This window comes from Paracoccus jeotgali (genome assembly GCF_002865605.1).
GTDB lineage: Bacteria > Pseudomonadota > Alphaproteobacteria > Rhodobacterales > Rhodobacteraceae > Paracoccus > Paracoccus jeotgali.
This window is the reverse complement of sequence record NZ_CP025583.1, coordinates 1,147,401-1,163,094: the sequence shown is the minus strand read 5'-3', so window position 1 is coordinate 1,163,094 and position 15,694 is coordinate 1,147,401. Positions and strand designations below refer to the sequence as shown.

Annotated in this window: 14 protein-coding genes; 10 read left to right on the top strand and 4 right to left on the bottom strand. The window is 66.4% G+C overall.

The window, feature by feature from the left end; translation table 11 throughout:
* The first annotated feature begins 80 nt into the window (after nt 1–80).
* The 4 genes from CYR75_RS05800 to CYR75_RS05785 are packed head-to-tail and all read left to right on the top strand — an operon-like array spanning nt 81 to nt 2,639.
* Nucleotides 81–350, top strand: coding sequence for a DUF3572 family protein (locus CYR75_RS05800; RefSeq protein ID WP_158644590.1), 270 nt, complete (start codon nt 81–83; stop codon nt 348–350).
* 49 nt (nt 351–399) lie between these two features.
* Entirely contained in the window at nt 400–972 is a 573-nt protein-coding gene (locus tag CYR75_RS05795) for a heme NO-binding domain-containing protein (RefSeq protein ID WP_101499217.1), read from the top strand.
* Nucleotides 969–1,991, top strand: a complete 1,023-nt coding sequence (locus CYR75_RS05790; protein ID WP_101499216.1) for a GGDEF domain-containing protein — start codon at nt 969–971, stop codon at nt 1,989–1,991. The genes CYR75_RS05795 and CYR75_RS05790 overlap by 4 nt, the downstream gene beginning before the upstream one ends.
* Before the next feature lie 30 nt (nt 1,992–2,021).
* Nucleotides 2,022–2,639: a nicotinate-nucleotide adenylyltransferase gene (locus CYR75_RS05785; RefSeq protein ID WP_101499215.1), complete on the top strand. Its 618-nt coding sequence runs from the start codon at nt 2,022–2,024 to the stop codon at nt 2,637–2,639.
* Between the two features lie 112 nt (nt 2,640–2,751).
* Here the strand turns inward: CYR75_RS05785 and CYR75_RS05780 are convergent, their stop codons facing one another.
* From CYR75_RS05780 to CYR75_RS05765, 4 genes are all read right to left on the bottom strand, one after another.
* Complete coding sequence (locus CYR75_RS05780) at nt 2,752–3,522, bottom strand: enoyl-CoA hydratase-related protein (protein ID WP_101499214.1); 771 nt, start codon at nt 3,520–3,522, stop codon at nt 2,752–2,754.
* An 89-nt stretch (nt 3,523–3,611) separates the two neighbouring features.
* Nucleotides 3,612–4,076 (bottom strand): cytochrome c-type biogenesis protein, encoded by a 465-nt coding sequence (locus CYR75_RS05775; protein ID WP_101499213.1) that lies wholly within the window; start codon nt 4,074–4,076, stop codon nt 3,612–3,614.
* Nucleotides 4,077–4,081: 5 nt separating this feature from the next.
* Nucleotides 4,082–6,040 carry a heme lyase CcmF/NrfE family subunit gene (locus CYR75_RS05770; protein WP_101499212.1) on the bottom strand — a complete coding sequence of 653 codons (1,959 nt, stop codon included), beginning with the start codon at nt 6,038–6,040 and terminating at the stop codon, nt 4,082–4,084.
* Nucleotides 6,041–6,151: 111 nt separating this feature from the next.
* The gene (locus CYR75_RS05765) at nt 6,152–7,051 is read right to left on the bottom strand and encodes a LysR family transcriptional regulator (protein WP_101500892.1); all 900 of its coding nucleotides are present in this window, start codon (nt 7,049–7,051) and stop codon (nt 6,152–6,154) included.
* A 159-nt stretch (nt 7,052–7,210) separates the two neighbouring features.
* Between CYR75_RS05765 and CYR75_RS05760 the strand changes: the two genes are divergently transcribed.
* The 6 genes from CYR75_RS05760 (at nt 7,211) to purL (ending at nt 15,673) form a co-directional block, all read left to right on the top strand.
* Nucleotides 7,211–10,612, top strand: a complete 3,402-nt coding sequence (locus CYR75_RS05760) for an indolepyruvate ferredoxin oxidoreductase family protein (protein ID WP_101499211.1) — start codon at nt 7,211–7,213, stop codon at nt 10,610–10,612.
* Nucleotides 10,613–10,704: 92 nt separating this feature from the next.
* The gene (locus CYR75_RS05755) at nt 10,705–11,517 is read left to right on the top strand and encodes a glutamate racemase (RefSeq protein ID WP_101500891.1); all 813 of its coding nucleotides are present in this window, start codon (nt 10,705–10,707) and stop codon (nt 11,515–11,517) included.
* Nucleotides 11,518–11,526: 9 nt separating this feature from the next.
* Complete coding sequence (gene ccmE / locus CYR75_RS05750) at nt 11,527–11,970, top strand: cytochrome c maturation protein CcmE (RefSeq protein ID WP_101499210.1); 444 nt, start codon at nt 11,527–11,529, stop codon at nt 11,968–11,970.
* 77 nt (nt 11,971–12,047) lie between these two features.
* Nucleotides 12,048–12,659, top strand: coding sequence for a holin-associated N-acetylmuramidase (locus CYR75_RS05745; RefSeq protein WP_101499209.1), 612 nt, complete (start codon nt 12,048–12,050; stop codon nt 12,657–12,659).
* A complete protein-coding gene (locus CYR75_RS05740) occupies nt 12,650–13,210 on the top strand; it encodes a holin family protein (protein WP_101499208.1) in 561 nt (186 codons plus the stop codon). The genes CYR75_RS05745 and CYR75_RS05740 overlap by 10 nt, the downstream gene beginning before the upstream one ends.
* 285 nt (nt 13,211–13,495) lie before the next feature.
* Complete coding sequence (purL, locus tag CYR75_RS05735; protein WP_101499207.1) at nt 13,496–15,673, top strand: phosphoribosylformylglycinamidine synthase subunit PurL; 2,178 nt, start codon at nt 13,496–13,498, stop codon at nt 15,671–15,673.
* Nucleotides 15,674–15,694: the final 21 nt, after the last annotated feature.

Here is a 15,694-nt window from a genome sequence, read left to right as displayed (position 1 = left end):
AACATCCTGCCTTGCCTCAAGCCCCGACACGGCGCAAATTGGCATCAAATCGTTAACAAATACTTTCCAGGACCTGAATTTTGAGCCGCCAACCCCTGCCCCCGAGCGATATCGCCGACCGTCTTCTGCTGCATATCCTTGACGATCCCGAGCTTCTCTCGAGCCTGCTCGGCCGCAGCGGCCTTGCGCCGTCGCAGTTGCGAGAGGTGCTGACCGACACGCAGGCGCCTGAATTCATTCTCGATTTCGTGACCGAATCCGACGACCGGGTCATCTCTTGCGCCGAGGCCATCGGGGTGACGCCAGAACAGATCGGGATGGCCGCGCGGATTTCCGCCCGCCGCGATTGACGTTATCTTAAGACTCGGCTGCTACGACCTCGTGCAGGAGGCTGGTGTCATGCACGGGTTCATCATTCGCGGTATCGAGATCTTCTTGCGGCGCAGGCATGGCGACGATGTCTGGGCCGCAGCCTGCGCCGTCAGCGGTCTTGACCGCCGCGGGACGCAGATCATGCGCGATTACCCACCCGAGACGCTGCGCCAGGCCCTGCGCGCCGCCGCCGACATCCTGTCGATCGGCTGCGACGAGTTGTTGGAGGATATAGGAGGTTGGGTGCCAAGGCTTGACAACATGCGACATATCTTGCGTTTCAGCGGTTCCACTTTTGAAGATTTCGTTCTGTCGCTCGATGATCTGCACGACCGCGCCCGAATGGTGCTGCCGGGGCTGGAACTGCCGCGCATCACCACCGAAATCACCGGCGAACACAGCTATCGGCTGACCGTGACCTCGGATTCGCAGGAATGGTATCCGGTGCTCGCCGGGCTCTTGCGCGGCATGGCCGATGAATACGGCGTGCTGGCCATGGTCGACACGCAGGACGACGTGCTGACCGTCAGAATCGCCGACGACCAGTTCGCCGAGGGCGGCGAGTTCTCGCTGACCCAGCAGCTTGGTGGGGCGGCGTGAACCTGCGGCTCGCCATTCCGGTCGAGCGTCTGTCGCCGCTGATGCCGATGCATATGCTGCTCGACGAGGCCGGGGTGGTGATGTCGTGCGGCCTGACGCTGCGCAAGATGATCGGGGCGGCGCGGCGGGTCGAAGAGGCGTTCGAGATCCGCCGTGCCGCGCCGGGCAGCCGGATCATGCCTGAACTGGCTCGGGCCGCGCAGCAGGGGCGCAGGGTCTTTCTGGCGCTGAAGCACAGGATGCTGCCGACGCTGCGCGGCGAGGTGACAGAGCTGGGACAAGGCGCGCTGCTGCTCAATCTGGGGCTGGGGATCGGGGTGTTCGAGGCGATCTCGGCCTTTGACCTGACCGATGCGGATTTCGCGGCGGACGATCTGGCGATCGAGATTCTCTATCTGCACAAATCGAACCAGATGATCCGGGCGGAATTGTCCCGGCACAGTCAGGCGCTGGAACAGGCACGCGAAACGGCCGAGACCCAGGCCTTCACCGATGCGCTGACCGGGCTGCTGAACCGGCGCGGCTTCGAATTGGCGTTCGAAAGCGCCATCCGCGCCCGGAACCGGGGCGAGCCGGGTCAGGCGGAGTTCGCGCTGATGCAGCTCGATCTGGACTGGTTCAAGCAGATCAATGACCGCTTCGGCCATCCGGCAGGGGATGCCGTCCTGTGCCGGGTGGCCGACATCTTGCGCAAGGAAACACGGTCGGGCGACAGCCTCGCCCGGATCGGCGGCGACGAGTTCCTGATCCTGCTGCCCGACCTGCAGGGCGAATCGGCGCTGCAGGCCTTGGGCCGCCGGATCATCTCGGCGATCCGCGAGCCGATCTGGCATGAAGGGAACCTGTGCCGCGTCTCGGCCAGTATCGGGGCGGTTCGATCGACGGGTTACGAGCAGTGCGACTCGGCGACGCTGATCGCGGATGTCGACAGCGCTCTTTATGCGGCCAAGCGCGCGGGGCGCGGGTGCCTGCGTCTGTTCGATGACGAGAGCGCAGCAGGCCTTGGTTCGGGGGCTTGAGGTGGCGCGGCCGCGCCCCTATGGACAGGCATGACACAAGGCTTTCCCATGGCCATGCCCGGTCAGCGGATCGGGCTGTTCGGCGGGTCGTTCGATCCTGCCCATGAGGGGCATCTGCGCCTGACGCGGACCGCGCTGCAGCGCTTTCGGCTCGATCGGGTGTGGTGGCTGGTGACGCCGGGGAATCCGCTCAAGGCGCATGGACCGGCGCCGCTGGATCAGCGGCTGGCGCAGGCTCGCGAGGTGCTGCGCGGCGATCCGCGGGTGGTGGTGACGGATCTCGAGGCGCGGCTGGGGACGCGGCTGACAGCCGATACCATCGGGGCGCTTGTGCGGCTGTATCCGCGCGTCCGGTTCGTGTGGCTGATGGGGTCGGACAATCTGGTGCAGTTCAGCCAGTGGGAGCGTTGGCAGGAGATTGCGCAGATGGTGCCCATCGGGGTCATGGCGCGCCCAGGATCTCGGGTCGCGGCGCGCTTTTCCAAGGCGGCCACGATCATGGCCGACCGGCGCCTGCCCGAGGGTCAGGCGGGCCGTCTGACGGAGATGACACCGCCCGCCTGGGTGATGGTGAACATGCCGATGACCGATGCGTCATCCTCGGCCATTCGGGCGATGCGGCAGAAATCCGGCGACGGGCGCGGGTGACCGGCGGCGCGGCCGATTAAGGCTCCGGTCCGTGCTGATGCCCGACCCGCTCATGATTCTGATCGCGATCAGATCGTTTGCACAAGGATCGAGGCAGTGCCGCGCCTCGAACCTATTTGCCGGTGAATCGCGGTGCGCGTTTTTCCATGAACGCCTGGACGCCCTCGCGGAAGTCGGCGCTGCGCCCGGCCTCGCCCTGCAGGCGAGCTTCCAGTTCCAGTTGCTGCGCGAAATCATTCGCCCCGGACGCCCGGATCGCACGGCGCACCTTGAGAAAGGCCGAGGTCGTGCCGCTGGCCAGTTGCTGCGCGCGTTGCTGGACCGTGCTCACGAACTCAGCTTCCGGCACGGACTGCCAGATCATGCCCCAGTCGGCCGCCTGCGGGGCGGGAACCTTTTCGGCGAAGAGCATCATCCCGAGCGCGCGGGCATTGCCCACAAGCCGCGGCAGGATCCAGGTGCCGCCGGCGTCGGGGATCAGCCCGATCCGCGTGAAAGCCTGGGTGAAATAGGCGCTGTCGATGGCGATGACGACATCGGCGGCCAGCGCCAGATTTGCCCCCGCCCCGGCCGCGACGCCATTGACCGCGGCGATGACCGGCGCAGGACAATCGATGATCGCCTGCAGCATCGGTTCATATTCGTTGCGCAGCGTGGCCTCGATATCAATGGCGGCGCTCGCGTCCGACAGGTCCTGACCCGAGCAGAACCCCGTCCCGGCGCCGGTCAGCACCACGCAGCGCACATCCTCGGGCAGGCTGGTCAGTGCCTCGGTGATCTCGGCCCGCATCCGGCTGTTCAGCGCGTTCATGACCGTGGGCCGGTTCAGCATCAGCGTCGCGATGCCGTTGCGGGTTGAAAAGGTGATCGTCTCGTAAGCCATGTCAATTCTCCTGCCTTGGGGACAGAATGGCGCGGGCGGGCGGCGGCTGAAAGCCCCGCCCTTACGTCACGCGGCAGGCGGACGTGCGGTCAGCGGCGCAGGATCTCGTCTAGCCGGGCCTGTTCGTCCTCGGACAGTTCAGGCTTCACCTCGGGCCGTTCGGGCAGGCGGCGGCTGGCGAGAAAGCGCCAGCCGATCAGCAGCGCCAGCAGCGCCATCACCGGACCGGCGAGATAGAGGATCAGGTTGCCGCCCGTCGCGCGCGGAGAGAACAGGACGAACTCGCCAAAGCGGTCGGTCACGGCGTCGAGAACCTCGGCATCGCTGTCGCCTGCGACCAGCCGTTCACGCACATACAGCCGCAGGTCGCGGCTGATCGCGGCGTTCGATTCGTCGATGGTCTCGCCCTGACAGACCGGGCAGCGCAACTCCTTGGACAGCTCGCGCGCCCGCGATTCAAGCTGCGGGTCGGACAGCACCTCATCGGGCTGCACCGCGAAAACGGCTGCAGGCGACAGGGTGAGCAGGATCACCAGCAGCAGCCGGCCTATCATCCCCGTCATTCCGCCGGCACCCCGACCATCGGCCGCCGCGCCCCGGCGGCCACGCGATAGCGGCGGTCCGAGAGGCTGATGAAGCCGCCAAGCGCCATCAGCGCGCAGCCAAGCCAGATCCAGTTGGCGAAGGGCTTGATGTAGCTGCGGACGGCCCAGCCGCCGTCCTGCTGCTCGTCGCCGATCACCAGGTAGACGTCGCGGAAGATGCCATTGTCGATGGCGGCCTCGGTCGTGGGCATGGCCTGAACCGGATAGACCCGCTTTTCGGGGTGCAGAACCGTCACCTCGCGCCCGTTGCGGGCCACGGCCAGTGCCGCCGTCGTGGCCATGTAGTTCGGCCCCGGCACGTCCTCGACCGATTGCAGGGTGATGTCGTAGCTGCCGACGGTGAAGGTCTGGCCGATGCGGACGGTGCGGATATCCTCGATCTGCCAGGCCATGAGCAGGCTGATCCCGATGAAGGTGACGCCAAGCCCGGCATGGGCCACCGCCTTGCCCCAATCGGCGCGCGGCAGGCGCAACAGCCGTGAGAAGCCGGATTTGCCGGTGCGGAACCACAGCTCTGCCATGGCGCCAAAGACCAGCCACGACCCCAGCCCCGCCCCGATCACCGCCAGTGCCGAGCGGCCGGTCGAGACCGCGAAGACCAGCAGCATCACCGCCACCGCCATGGCGGCCGCGCCGCGCAGCGGTTTCAGCGCGCGTTTGATCTGGCCGCGCTTCCACGGGATGATCGCGCCGATGGGCAGGACCACGGCCAGCGCGATCATGAAGGGGGTGAAGGCCTGTTCGAAGAACGGCGTGCCGACCGACAGCTTGCGGTCCCAGAACATCTCGGCCACCAGCGGCCAGACGGTGCCGATGAAGACGACAAAGGCCGAGACGCCGAGCAGGATGTTGTTGATGACCAGCGCGCCCTCTCGCGAGATGGGGGCAAAGACGCCCTTGGCCTGCATGGCCCCGGCGCGGGCGGCGTAAAGGACCAGCGCGCCGCCGACGAAGGCGGCGAGGATGGCGAGGATGAAGATCCCCCGCGATGGGTCAGAGGCGAAGCTGTGGACCGAGGTGATGACGCCCGAGCGGACGATGAAGGTGCCGATCAGCGAGAAGCCGAAGGCCAAAATCGCCAGCAGGATCGTCCAGCTTTTCAGCACCTCGCGCTTTTCGACCACGATGGCGGAATGCAGCAGCGCGGCGGCCAGCAGCCACGGCATGAAGGACGCGTTCTCGACCGGGTCCCAGAACCAGAAGCCGCCCCAGCCGAGTTCATAATAGGCCCACCACGAGCCAAGCGCGATGCCGATGGTCAGGAACACCCAGGCGGCCAGCGTCCAGGGGCGCACCCAGCGCGCCCATGCGGCGTCGACGCGACCCTCGATCAGGGCGGCGACGGCGAAGGAAAACGCCATGCTCAGCCCGACATAGCCGAGATAAAGGAAGGGCGGGTGGAAGGCGAGACCCGGGTCCTGCAACAGCGGGTTCAGGTCGCGGCCGTCGAAGGGCGGGATCTCAAACCGCGTGAAGGGGTTCGAGGTGAAGATGATGAAGGCATAGAACGCCGCGCCGATGGCCGCCTGCACCGCCAGAACCCGCGCCCGCAGGCTGGGCGGCAGATGCGCGCCAAAGACCGCCGCCGCCGCACCGAACAGCGCGAGGATCAGCACCCAGAGCAGCATCGAGCCCTCGTGGTTCCCCCACACGCCCGAGATCTTGTAGAGCATGGGCTTCGCGGTATGCGAGTTCTCGTAGACCAGCTGCACCGAGAAATCCGAGGTGACGAAGGACACCGTCAGCGCGGCAAAGGACAGCCCGACCAGCCCGAACTGCGCCAGCGCCGCCGGACGCGCCGATTCGATCCAGCGGTCCCAGCCTTTCCACGCCCCGATCAGCGGCACGCTGGATTGGAACAGCGCCACCGCAAAGGCGAGGATGAGGGTGAAATGTCCAAGCTCGGCTATCATCGGCAGTCTCCTTGCTGGGGCAATTTAACCCGTCAGGCGCCAACAGGCCAGCGAACTGCGTGGGCTCGCGGCCTTGTGACGCATTTTCAGACCCGGAACCCGGGCGGTTTTTCAGGGCTGAGTGCCCAGCGAGCGGCGATAGGCCTGGATCTCGTCCACGACGAAATCGCGGAAGACGATGATCCGGCGCGAGCTGCGCAACTCCTCGGGAAAGGCCAGAAACACCGGCACATCGGCGGATTCGACATCGTCGAAGACACGGACGAGCTGGGGGAAATCGACGGTCAGATAGTCGGGCAGCACGCCGATGCCGACATTGTTCAGCACCGCCTGCAGCACGCCGAAATAATTGTTCACCATCAGCAGCGAGCGGGGCGAGGTTTCCAGCAATTGCTGCACCAGCAGTTTGCCCGCCGTCACCTGCGGCACGGTCGGGTCCTGACAGATGATGCGGTGGCGCGACAGGTCGGGCACGGTCAGCGGACGACCGGCCTGCGACAGATATTGCCGCGTCGCATACAGCCGCATGCGGATATTCAGCAGGCGCCGGCGGATCAGGTCGGATTGGCTGGGTTCCTTCATGCGGATGGCCATGTCGGCCTCGCGCATGGGCAGGTCCAGCACGCGTTCCTCGAGGATCAGGTTGATCTTGAGGTCGGGATACATCGAATAAAGCTTGGTCAGCCGCGGCACCAGCCACAGCGTCCCGAACCCGGTCGTGGCGGTCACGCGCAGCTCGCCGACCACCTGTTCCTCGCTGTCGCGCATCCGGGCCTCGGCGATGTCCAGCTTGCGGGCCATCTCGGCCGTGGCCTCGAACAGAAGCTCTCCCTGCTCGGTCAGGATCAGGCCCCGCGCGTGGCGGTGAAACAGCGAGATGCCCAGCTGATCCTCGAGCCCGCGGATCTGCCGGCTGACCGCCGATTGCGACAGATTGAGCGAATCACCGGCATGAGTCAGGCTGCCCGCATCGGCCACCGCGTGAAAGATGCGCAGCTTGTCCCAGTCCATCATATGTCTTTCTGTCTTGGCAGGGTTGCAATTTGCGCAACTCTTACGCCGCGAGGCGCGTTTCGGCAACATCTGACAAAACACGGTTTTTTGCTTTGTGGGTCAGACATGCTGACTTACACTGAACTCCAGATTGCCGCAGGGTTGGGAGAGAACCGGATGGGAGTGACTGGGGACAAGGCGTTTTCGCTGGCGGATCGGTTCGATCTAAAGAAATCGCAGGTGCTGCTGAACGGCACGCAGGCGCTTGTGCGCCTGATGCTGATGCAGCGCGCGCGCGACGCCGCCGCCGGGCTGGACACGGCGGGTTTTGTCACCGGCTATCGCGGCAGCCCGCTGGGCGGGGTCGACCTGTCCATGATGAAATCCGACAAGCTGCTGAAAGCGAACAACATCCTGTTCCAGCCCGGCCTGAACGAGGATCTGGCCGCGACCGCCGTATGGGGAAGCCAGCAGGCCGAACTGCGCGGCGAGGGCAAGCATGAGGGCGTGTTCGCGCTGTGGTATGGCAAGGGGCCGGGCATCGACCGCAGCGGCGATGTGATGCGTCACGCGAACATGGCCGGATCGTCGGCCAAGGGCGGCGTCGTCATGGCGATGGGCGACGACCATACCGGCGAAAGCTCGACCGTGCTGCACCAGTCCGATTGGGCGATGGTCGACGCCTATATTCCCGTGCTCTCGCCTGCGGGCGTGCAAGAGATCCTCGATTACGGTCTTTACGGCTTTGCGCTGTCGCGTTTTGCGGGGGTGTGGACCGGCCTCAAGACCATGAAGGACACGGTCGAGGCGACCTCGGTCGTCAATGGCGACCCGCACCGGCTGAGCTTCATCACGCCTGACTATGCCCTGCCCGAAGGCGGACTGAACATCCGGCTGGGCGACACGCCGGTCGCGCAGGAAGCTCGGATGATCGACCACAAGCGCTTTGCCGCCGAGGCGTTTTCCCGCGCCAACCGCATCGACCGCCCGGTCTGGGGCAAGCCCGGCGCGCGGATCGGTTTCGTCGCGGCGGGCAAGAACTGGCTCGACCTGACCCACGCCCTGTCGCTGCTGGGCATCGACGAGGCCGAGGCCGACCGTCTGGGCCTGACCACCTATAAGGTCGGGCAGACCTGGCCGCTGGACATCCGGTCTTTCCAGGAATGGTCCGAGCCGCTGGAGCTGGTGATCGTCGTCGAGGAAAAGCGCAAGCTGATCGAGGTGCAGGTCAAGGAGGCGATCTTCGACAACCGCCACGGCCGCCGCGTCATCGGCTGGCACCACGACCGCACCGGGGCCGAGGTGTTCCCGACGCGCTATGCGCTCGACCCGGTGATGATCGCCGAAAAGCTGGGTGGCATCCTGATCGAGGAAGGTCGCGGGACCGAGGGCATCCGCGCCGGGCTCGACCGCCTGACCGCCGCGCGCCGGGCCGACAACGCGCCCGAAATCGCGCTGCGGACGCCGTGGTATTGCTCGGGCTGTCCGCATAACAGCTCGACCCGCGTGCCCGAGGGCAGCCGCGCCTATGCCGGGATCGGCTGTCACTATATGGTGCAGTGGATGGACCGCGCGACCACCGGCTTTACCCAGATGGGCGGCGAGGGCGCGAACTGGGTCGGCGAGGCGCCGTTTTCGAAAACGCCTCATGTGTTTCAGAACCTTGGCGACGGAACCTATAATCATTCCGGCATCCTCGCCATCCGGCACGCGGTCGAGACCAAGACCAACATCACCTACAAGATCCTGTTCAACGACGCGGTCGCGATGACGGGCGGCCAGCCGATCGAGGGCGGGCTGCAGCCGCGCCAGATCGCGCGCGAGCTGGTGGCGATGGGGGTCGACCCGGTCGTCGTGGTCTATGACGAGAAAGAGGATGTCGACACCGACGATTTCGGCGGGCTGCGGGTCGAGACGCGCGACCAGATGATGGCCGTGCAGCGCGAATTGGCGCAGACCGGCGGCACCTCGGCGATCCTCTATATCCAGACCTGCGCGGCCGAAAAACGCCGCCGCCGCAAGAAGGGCGCCTTCCCAGACCCCGACCGGCGCATCTGGATCAACCCCGAGGTCTGCGAGGGCTGCGGCGATTGCGGGGTGCAGTCGAACTGCGTCTCGGTCGTGCCGCTGGACACGGAACTGGGACGCAAGCGCCAGATCGACCAGTCCTCCTGCAACAAGGATTATTCCTGCGTCAACGGCTTTTGCCCCAGCTTCGTCTCGGTGCGCGGCGGGGGTCTGAAAAAGCCGCAGGTGGCCGCGATAAAGGTGCCGGACCTGCCCGCACCAACGCTGCCGCAAATCACCGGCACCCACAACATTGTCATCACCGGCGTTGGCGGGACCGGCGTCGTCACCATCGGTGCGGTGCTGGCGCAGGCAGCCCATATCGACGGCAAGGGCGCGGGCATGATGGAAATGGCCGGCCTCGCCCAGAAGGGCGGCGCGGTCCATATCCACCTGCGGCTGGCGGAAAACCCCGACGATATCAGCGCGATCCGCGTCGCGGTGGGCGAGGCCGACTGCATCATCGGTGGCGATCTGGTGGTCACCGCCGGCGCCAAGACCATCGGCCTGATGACCAATGGCCGCACCGGCGCGGTGGTCAATGACCACGAGATCATCACCGGCGAGTTCACCCGCAATCGCGATTTCCAGATCCCGGCCGAGCGGCTGAAGATGTCGCTCTCGGCGCGGCTGGGCGACAAGGTGTCGTTCTTTGACGCCAATCTGCTGGCGCAGACGACGCTGGGGGATTCGATCTATTCCAACATGCTGGTGCTGGGTGCGGCCTGGCAGCAGGGTCTGGTGCCGCTGTCCGAGGATGCGATCCTGACCGCCATTGAACTCAACGGCGCCAAGGTCGCCGAGAACCAGCGCGCCTTTGCGATCGGGCGGTGGGCGATGGTCGATCCCGACGCCATTGCCGCGCTGAGCGCGCCCGGACCTGCGGCCGAAACCGTCGATCCGGTCGAGTTCCGCGCCGCGCGGCTGGTCGATTACCAGTCACCGGCCTATGCGCAGCGTTTTCTGGATCTGGTCGATCTGGCGCCCGCGGACCTGCGCGCGGATGTGGCCGAGGGGTACTACAAGCTGCTCGCCTACAAGGATGAATACGAGGTCGCGCGCCTGCATCTGAAAACCGCCGAGGGCGTCGCCCGCGAGTTCGACGGCGACACGCGGCTGTCCTTCCATCTGGCGCCGCCGATCCTGCCGGGGCGCGACCCCGACGGGCGGCCGAAGAAGCGCGAATTCGGCCCGTGGATCCTGCCGATGTTCCGGCTGCTGGCGCGGATGAAGGGGCTGCGGGGCACCGCCTTCGACCCCTTTGGCTGGCATGCCGAGCGCCGCGCCGAACGCGCCCATATTGCGCAATACGAGGCCGACATGCGCCGCTTGCTGCCCCGCGCCACGCCGCAGACCATCGAGATCCTGCGCGGACTCGCCCGTCTGCCGCTGTCGATCAAGGGCTATGGCTTCATCAAGGACAAGGCCGCCGAACAGGCCGCCGCCCGTCGCGCCGAGCTGCTGGCGGCGCTGGAAAGCGGCGGCACGCCGATGGCTCAGGCGGCCGAGTGATCCGGCCGGCGCGGCTTGCGGCGAAATGACCTCGGTCATGGACTTTGACCGGGGTCGGGCTTATGTCGCGACTGGATGAACAGGGGCGCGACATGGCAGTAGGTGTTTTCGATTCAGGGCTGGGCGGTCTGACCGTGCATCGCGCGATCCAGCAGCGCCTGCCCGATCTGCCGCTGGTCTATTTCGGCGACAGCGCCCATGCGCCCTACGGCGTCCGCAAGCCCGACGATATCTATGCGCTGACCTGCGCCGCGACGCAGCGGCTGTGGGACGAGGGCTGCGATCTGGTGATCCTCGCCTGCAACACCGCCTCGGCGGCGGCGCTGCGCCGGATGCAGGAAAGCTTTGTGCCCAAGGACAAGCGCGTGCTGGGCGTCTTCGTCCCGCTGATCGAGGCGCTGACCGAGCGGCAATGGGGCGACAACTCGCCCCCGCGCGAGGTGGCGATCAAGCATGTGGCGCTGTTCGCGACGCCCGCCACCGTCGCCAGCCGGGCGTTTCAGCGCGAACTCGCCTTCCGCGCCATCGGCGTCGATGTCGAGGCGCAGCCCTGCGGCGGCGTCGTCGATGCGATCGAGGACGGCGACGAGATCCTGGCCGAGGCGCTCGTCACCAGCCATGTCGAGGCGCTCAAGCGCCGGATGCCCCTGCCCGAGGCCGCGATCCTCGGCTGCACCCATTACCCGCTGATGCAGGACCAGTTCCAGCGCGCGCTTGGCCCCGATGTCCGGGTCTTCAGCCAGGCCAATCTGGTGGCGGAAAGCCTTGCCGATTATCTGGGTCGCCACCCCGAATTCATCGGCAGCGGCACCGAATCCAAATACCTGACGACCGGCGATCCGGCGCGGGTCTCATCCAAGGCGACGCAGTTCCTGCGTCAGCGGATCACCTTCGAATCTGCCTGAGGAAACGCCATGAAGTCTTTGAAAAAGAAGCGTAGAATACAGATCCTGATAGCGGCGGCCGTGGCCTTGGGTCTGGCCTCGCTGCTGATCGGCTTTGGCTTCCGCGATGGCATCAACCTGTATCGCGCGCCGACGCAGGTGGTCGAGGCGCCGCCCTCTGACGGCGAGGTCTTCCGCTTGGGCGGCTTGGTCGAGGAAGGCAGCCTTGTGCGCGGCGCCAGCGAGACGATCACCTTCTCGGTGACCGACGGCGCCTATACCATCCCGGTCCGTTTCACCGGCGTCCTGCCCGACCTGTTCGAGGAAGGTCAGGGCATGATCGGCACCGGAAAGATGGAGGCCGACACCTTCGTCGCCAGCGAATTGCTGGCCAAGCATGACGAGAACTACACCCCCCGCGAGGTGGTCGATTCCCTGAAGGAAGCCGGCGTCTACGAGGACCCGAACAGCTAGGGCAACGCCCGCAAGGTTAACCAAGGGTTAATCCGCAAGACGCAGCCTGTCCCCCGTTTCAGCTGAAGGGGGACGGGATGAAAAGCGTCGACAGCATCGCCACCGAGATCGTGGCGCGAGAGGGGGGCTTCGTCAACGACCCCGACGATCCCGGTGGGGCGACGAATTACGGCGTCACCATCGGCACGCTGCGGCGGCTGGGCATGGACCTGAACCGCGACGGACGCGTCGATCTGGCCGATCTGCGCAGCCTGACGCGGCAACAGGCGGCCGATGTGTTCAAGGAACATTACTTTCGCCGTCCCGGCATCGCGAAACTGCCCTCGGCGCTGCACCCGTCGGTCTTCGACATGTATGTGAATGCCGGCGCCAATGCGGTGAAGATCCTGCAACGGCTGGTCACCGCGATGGGCTTTCCCGCCGCCGATGACGGGCTGATCGGGCCGCGCACCGTGGCGGCGGTGAAGGCCGCGCATGCCGCCGCACCGCGCCACCTGGTCGATGCCTACGGGATCGAGCGGCGCAACTATTACTATGCCCTTGCCGATGCCCGCCCCGCCAGCCGCAAATTCGCCACCACCCGCGCCGGCGGGAAGGGCGGCTGGATCACCCGGGCCGAGGCGTTCATCGCGCCGCGCTATCACCTGACCGCCAGCCAGCACCGCGAAAGGATTTCCGCATGGGGATGATCGACCGCTTTCTGGGGGTGGGCGCGGCCGCGCAGACCCTCTCGACCGCCGCGACCAATGTCACCGAGGTCTTTCGCGAAAACGCCACAAGGCGGATGGAGCTGGACGAAGAGGCCTATGCCCGCGCGCTGGCGCAATACGGGCTCGAATTCACCGCGGCCCCGCGCGGGCGTTTCGACGATCTGGTGAACGGGCTGAACCGCCTGCCCCGCCCGATGCTGACGCTGGGCACGATCGGCCTGTTCGTCTATGCCATGGTCGAGCCGATCGGTTTCGGCCAGCGGATGCTGGGGCTACAGGCGGTGCCCGAGCCGCTGTGGTGGTTGCTGGGCGGGATCGTCTCGTTCTATTTCGGCGCGCGCGAGGCGCATTATTTCCGCAACCGGACCTGGCCGCCGGCCATTGCCCGCCAGATCGAGGTGACGGGCGCGATCCAGTCCGCCGCAGCACCCGATCCGGGTTTTGCCAGCGTCCCGGCCCCGGCGGCGGCGACCGGCGACAACCCGGCGCTGCGTGACTGGGTGGCGGAACGGCAGGGGGCTGCAGGCTGACAACCGCCCCGCCATGTGCCGGCTGCATAGCGGCTATGCTGCCCGGACTGGCTGAATTGGGTTGATCGCGGGGCCGGGCGGGCCTAGATCACACCTCGAAGGCGATAATCGAGGCAACTCTTGTCACCTTCACCTCCCTGTTGGACTTGGGCCGGGCCTTGTGCCCGGCTTTTTTTTGCCCGCCGCCCGCGCGCCCGACCGGCTGCTGCGCAGTTGCGGCCCCTTTCTTCTTTCCGCCCCACCGCTTAAATGACCGCAAAGCGCAGCGCATGAGGGGATGCGAAGATGAACGAGCCAGAGATCACGCCGGATCTGATCGCCGCCCATGGGCTGAAGCAGGACGAATATCAGCGCATCCTGGACATCATCGGCCGCGAGCCCAGCTTTACCGAGCTGGGCATCTTCAGCGCCATGTGGAACGAACACTGTTCCTATAAATCGTCCAAGAAATGGCTGCGGACGCTGCCGACGACGGGGCCGCAGGTGATCTGCGGGCCGGGCGAGAATGCGGGCGTGGTCGATATCGGCGACGGTCAGGCCGTGGTCTTCAAGATGGAGAGCCACAACCACCCCTCGTATATCGAGCCGCATCAGGGCGCCGCCACCGGCGTCGGCGGCATTCTGCGCGACGTCTTCACCATGGGCGCCCGCCCCATCGCCGCGATGAACGCGCTGAGCTTTGGCCGCCCGGACCATCCCAAGACCCCGCATCTGGTCAAGGGCGTGGTCGAGGGCATCGGGTCCTACGGGAACGCTTTTGGCGTGCCGAATATCGGGGGCGAGGTGCGGTTTCATCGTGCCTATGACGGGAACTGTCTGGTCAACGCATTTGCCGCGGGTCTCGCGGATGCCGACAAGATCTTCTATTCCGCCGCGTCGGGGATCGGGATGCCGGTGGTCTATCTGGGCGCCAAGACCGGGCGCGACGGGGTCGGCGGGGCGACCATGGCCAGCGCCGAGTTCGATGACACCATCGAGGAAAAGCGCCCCACCGTTCAGGTCGGCGACCCCTTCACCGAGAAATGCCTTCTCGAAGCCTGTCTGGAGCTGATGGCGACGGACAGCGTCATCTCGATTCAGGACATGGGCGCGGCGGGGCTGACCTGCTCGGCCGTCGAGATGGGCGACAAGGGCGGGCTGGGGATCCAGCTGAACCTCGACCATGTGCCGCAGCGCGAACAGGGCATGACGGCCTATGAGATGATGCTGTCGGAAAGCCAGGAACGGATGCTGATGGTCCTCAAGCCCGAGCGCGAGGCCGAGGCGCGGGCGATCTTCGAGAAATGGGATCTGGATTTCGCCATCGTGGGCGAGACTATCGCCGAGGACCGCTTTCTGATCCAGCACGGCAACCGGATCATGGCCGATCTGCCGCTGTCCAAGCTGTCGTCGAGCGCGCCTGAATACGACCGCCCCTGGGTCGAGACCCCTGCCCCGGCGGCCCTGCCCGACCTGCCCGCGATCACCCCGCTCGACGCGCTGCGGGCGCTGATCGGCAGCCCGAACCATGCCCACAAATCCTGGGTGTGGGAGCAGTATGACACGCAGGTCGGCGGCGACACCGTGCGCCGTCCCGGTCAGGGCGCGGGCGTCGTCCGCGTGCATGGCACGAACAAGGCGCTGGCCTTTACCAGCGACGTCACGCCCCGCTATGTCCGCGCGAACCCGGTGCAGGGCGGGCGGCAGGCGGTGGCCGAGGCCTATCGCAACCTGACGGCGGTGGGCGCGCAGCCGCTGGCCTGCACCGACAACCTCAATTTCGGCAATCCCGAAAAGCCCGAGATCATGGGCCAGTTCGTCGGCGCCATTCGCGGCATCGGCGAGGCCTGTCTGGCGCTGGACATGCCGATCGTGTCCGGCAACGTCTCGCTTTACAACGAAACCGACGGTCAGGGCATCCTGCCGACGCCGACCATCGGCGCGGTGGGTCTGCTGGCCGATCTGGACGATCTGATCGCCGGGCAGCCGCAGGATGGCGACGTGGCCATCCTGATCGGCCACAGCGGCGGGCATCTGGGCCAGTCTGCGCTGGCCGCCGAAGCCTTCGGGATCGAGGCGGGCGAGCCCCCGCCGGTCGATCTGGACGCCGAGCGCCGCCATGGCGAGTTCCTGCGCGCCCATCGCGCCCATCTGCGCGCCGCGACCGACCTGTCCGATGGCGGTCTGGCGCTGGCGGCGTTCGAGATGGCCGAGGGCGCGGGTATCGGCGTGCGGCTTGAAACCGACGATATCCCGACGCTGTATGGCGAGGATCAGGCCCGCTATCTGGTCGCCTGCGACGCGCCGGGGGGCGAGGCTTTGCTGAAAGCCGCCGATCAGGCCGGCGTTCCTGCGCAGGTCGTGGGCCAGTTCGGCGGCATGGCGATTCAGATGGGCGAGGATGCGGGCGATCTGGCGGCGTTGTCGAAACTGTATCGTTCGGCTTTTGCCGACGCCATCGGAGGCGATGCCCCCGCCCCCTGACTTGAGAAAGCCCCTCGCGAT

Excerpts from the sequence above, each read along its gene's own strand:
- CYR75_RS05795 (WP_101499217.1), top strand. The coding sequence starts at position 400 with ATGCACGGGTTCATCATTCGCGGTATCGAGATCTTCTTGCGGCGCAGG.
- CYR75_RS05785 (WP_101499215.1), top strand. The coding sequence starts at position 2,022 with ATGACACAAGGCTTTCCCATGGCCATGCCCGGTCAGCGGATCGGGCTG.
- CYR75_RS05780 (WP_101499214.1), bottom strand. The coding sequence starts at position 3,522 with ATGGCTTACGAGACGATCACCTTTTCAACCCGCAACGGCATCGCGACG.
- CYR75_RS05775 (WP_101499213.1), bottom strand. The coding sequence starts at position 4,076 with ATGATAGGCCGGCTGCTGCTGGTGATCCTGCTCACCCTGTCGCCTGCA.
- CYR75_RS05770 (WP_101499212.1), bottom strand. The coding sequence starts at position 6,040 with ATGATAGCCGAGCTTGGACATTTCACCCTCATCCTCGCCTTTGCGGTG.
- CYR75_RS05765 (WP_101500892.1), bottom strand. The coding sequence starts at position 7,051 with ATGGACTGGGACAAGCTGCGCATCTTTCACGCGGTGGCCGATGCGGGC.
- CYR75_RS05760 (WP_101499211.1), top strand. The coding sequence starts at position 7,211 with ATGGGAGTGACTGGGGACAAGGCGTTTTCGCTGGCGGATCGGTTCGAT.
- CYR75_RS05755 (WP_101500891.1), top strand. The coding sequence starts at position 10,705 with ATGGCAGTAGGTGTTTTCGATTCAGGGCTGGGCGGTCTGACCGTGCAT.
- ccmE (WP_101499210.1), top strand. The coding sequence starts at position 11,527 with ATGAAGTCTTTGAAAAAGAAGCGTAGAATACAGATCCTGATAGCGGCG.
- CYR75_RS05745 (WP_101499209.1), top strand. The coding sequence starts at position 12,048 with ATGAAAAGCGTCGACAGCATCGCCACCGAGATCGTGGCGCGAGAGGGG.
- CYR75_RS05740 (WP_101499208.1), top strand. The coding sequence starts at position 12,650 with ATGGGGATGATCGACCGCTTTCTGGGGGTGGGCGCGGCCGCGCAGACC.
- purL (WP_101499207.1), top strand. The coding sequence starts at position 13,496 with ATGAACGAGCCAGAGATCACGCCGGATCTGATCGCCGCCCATGGGCTG.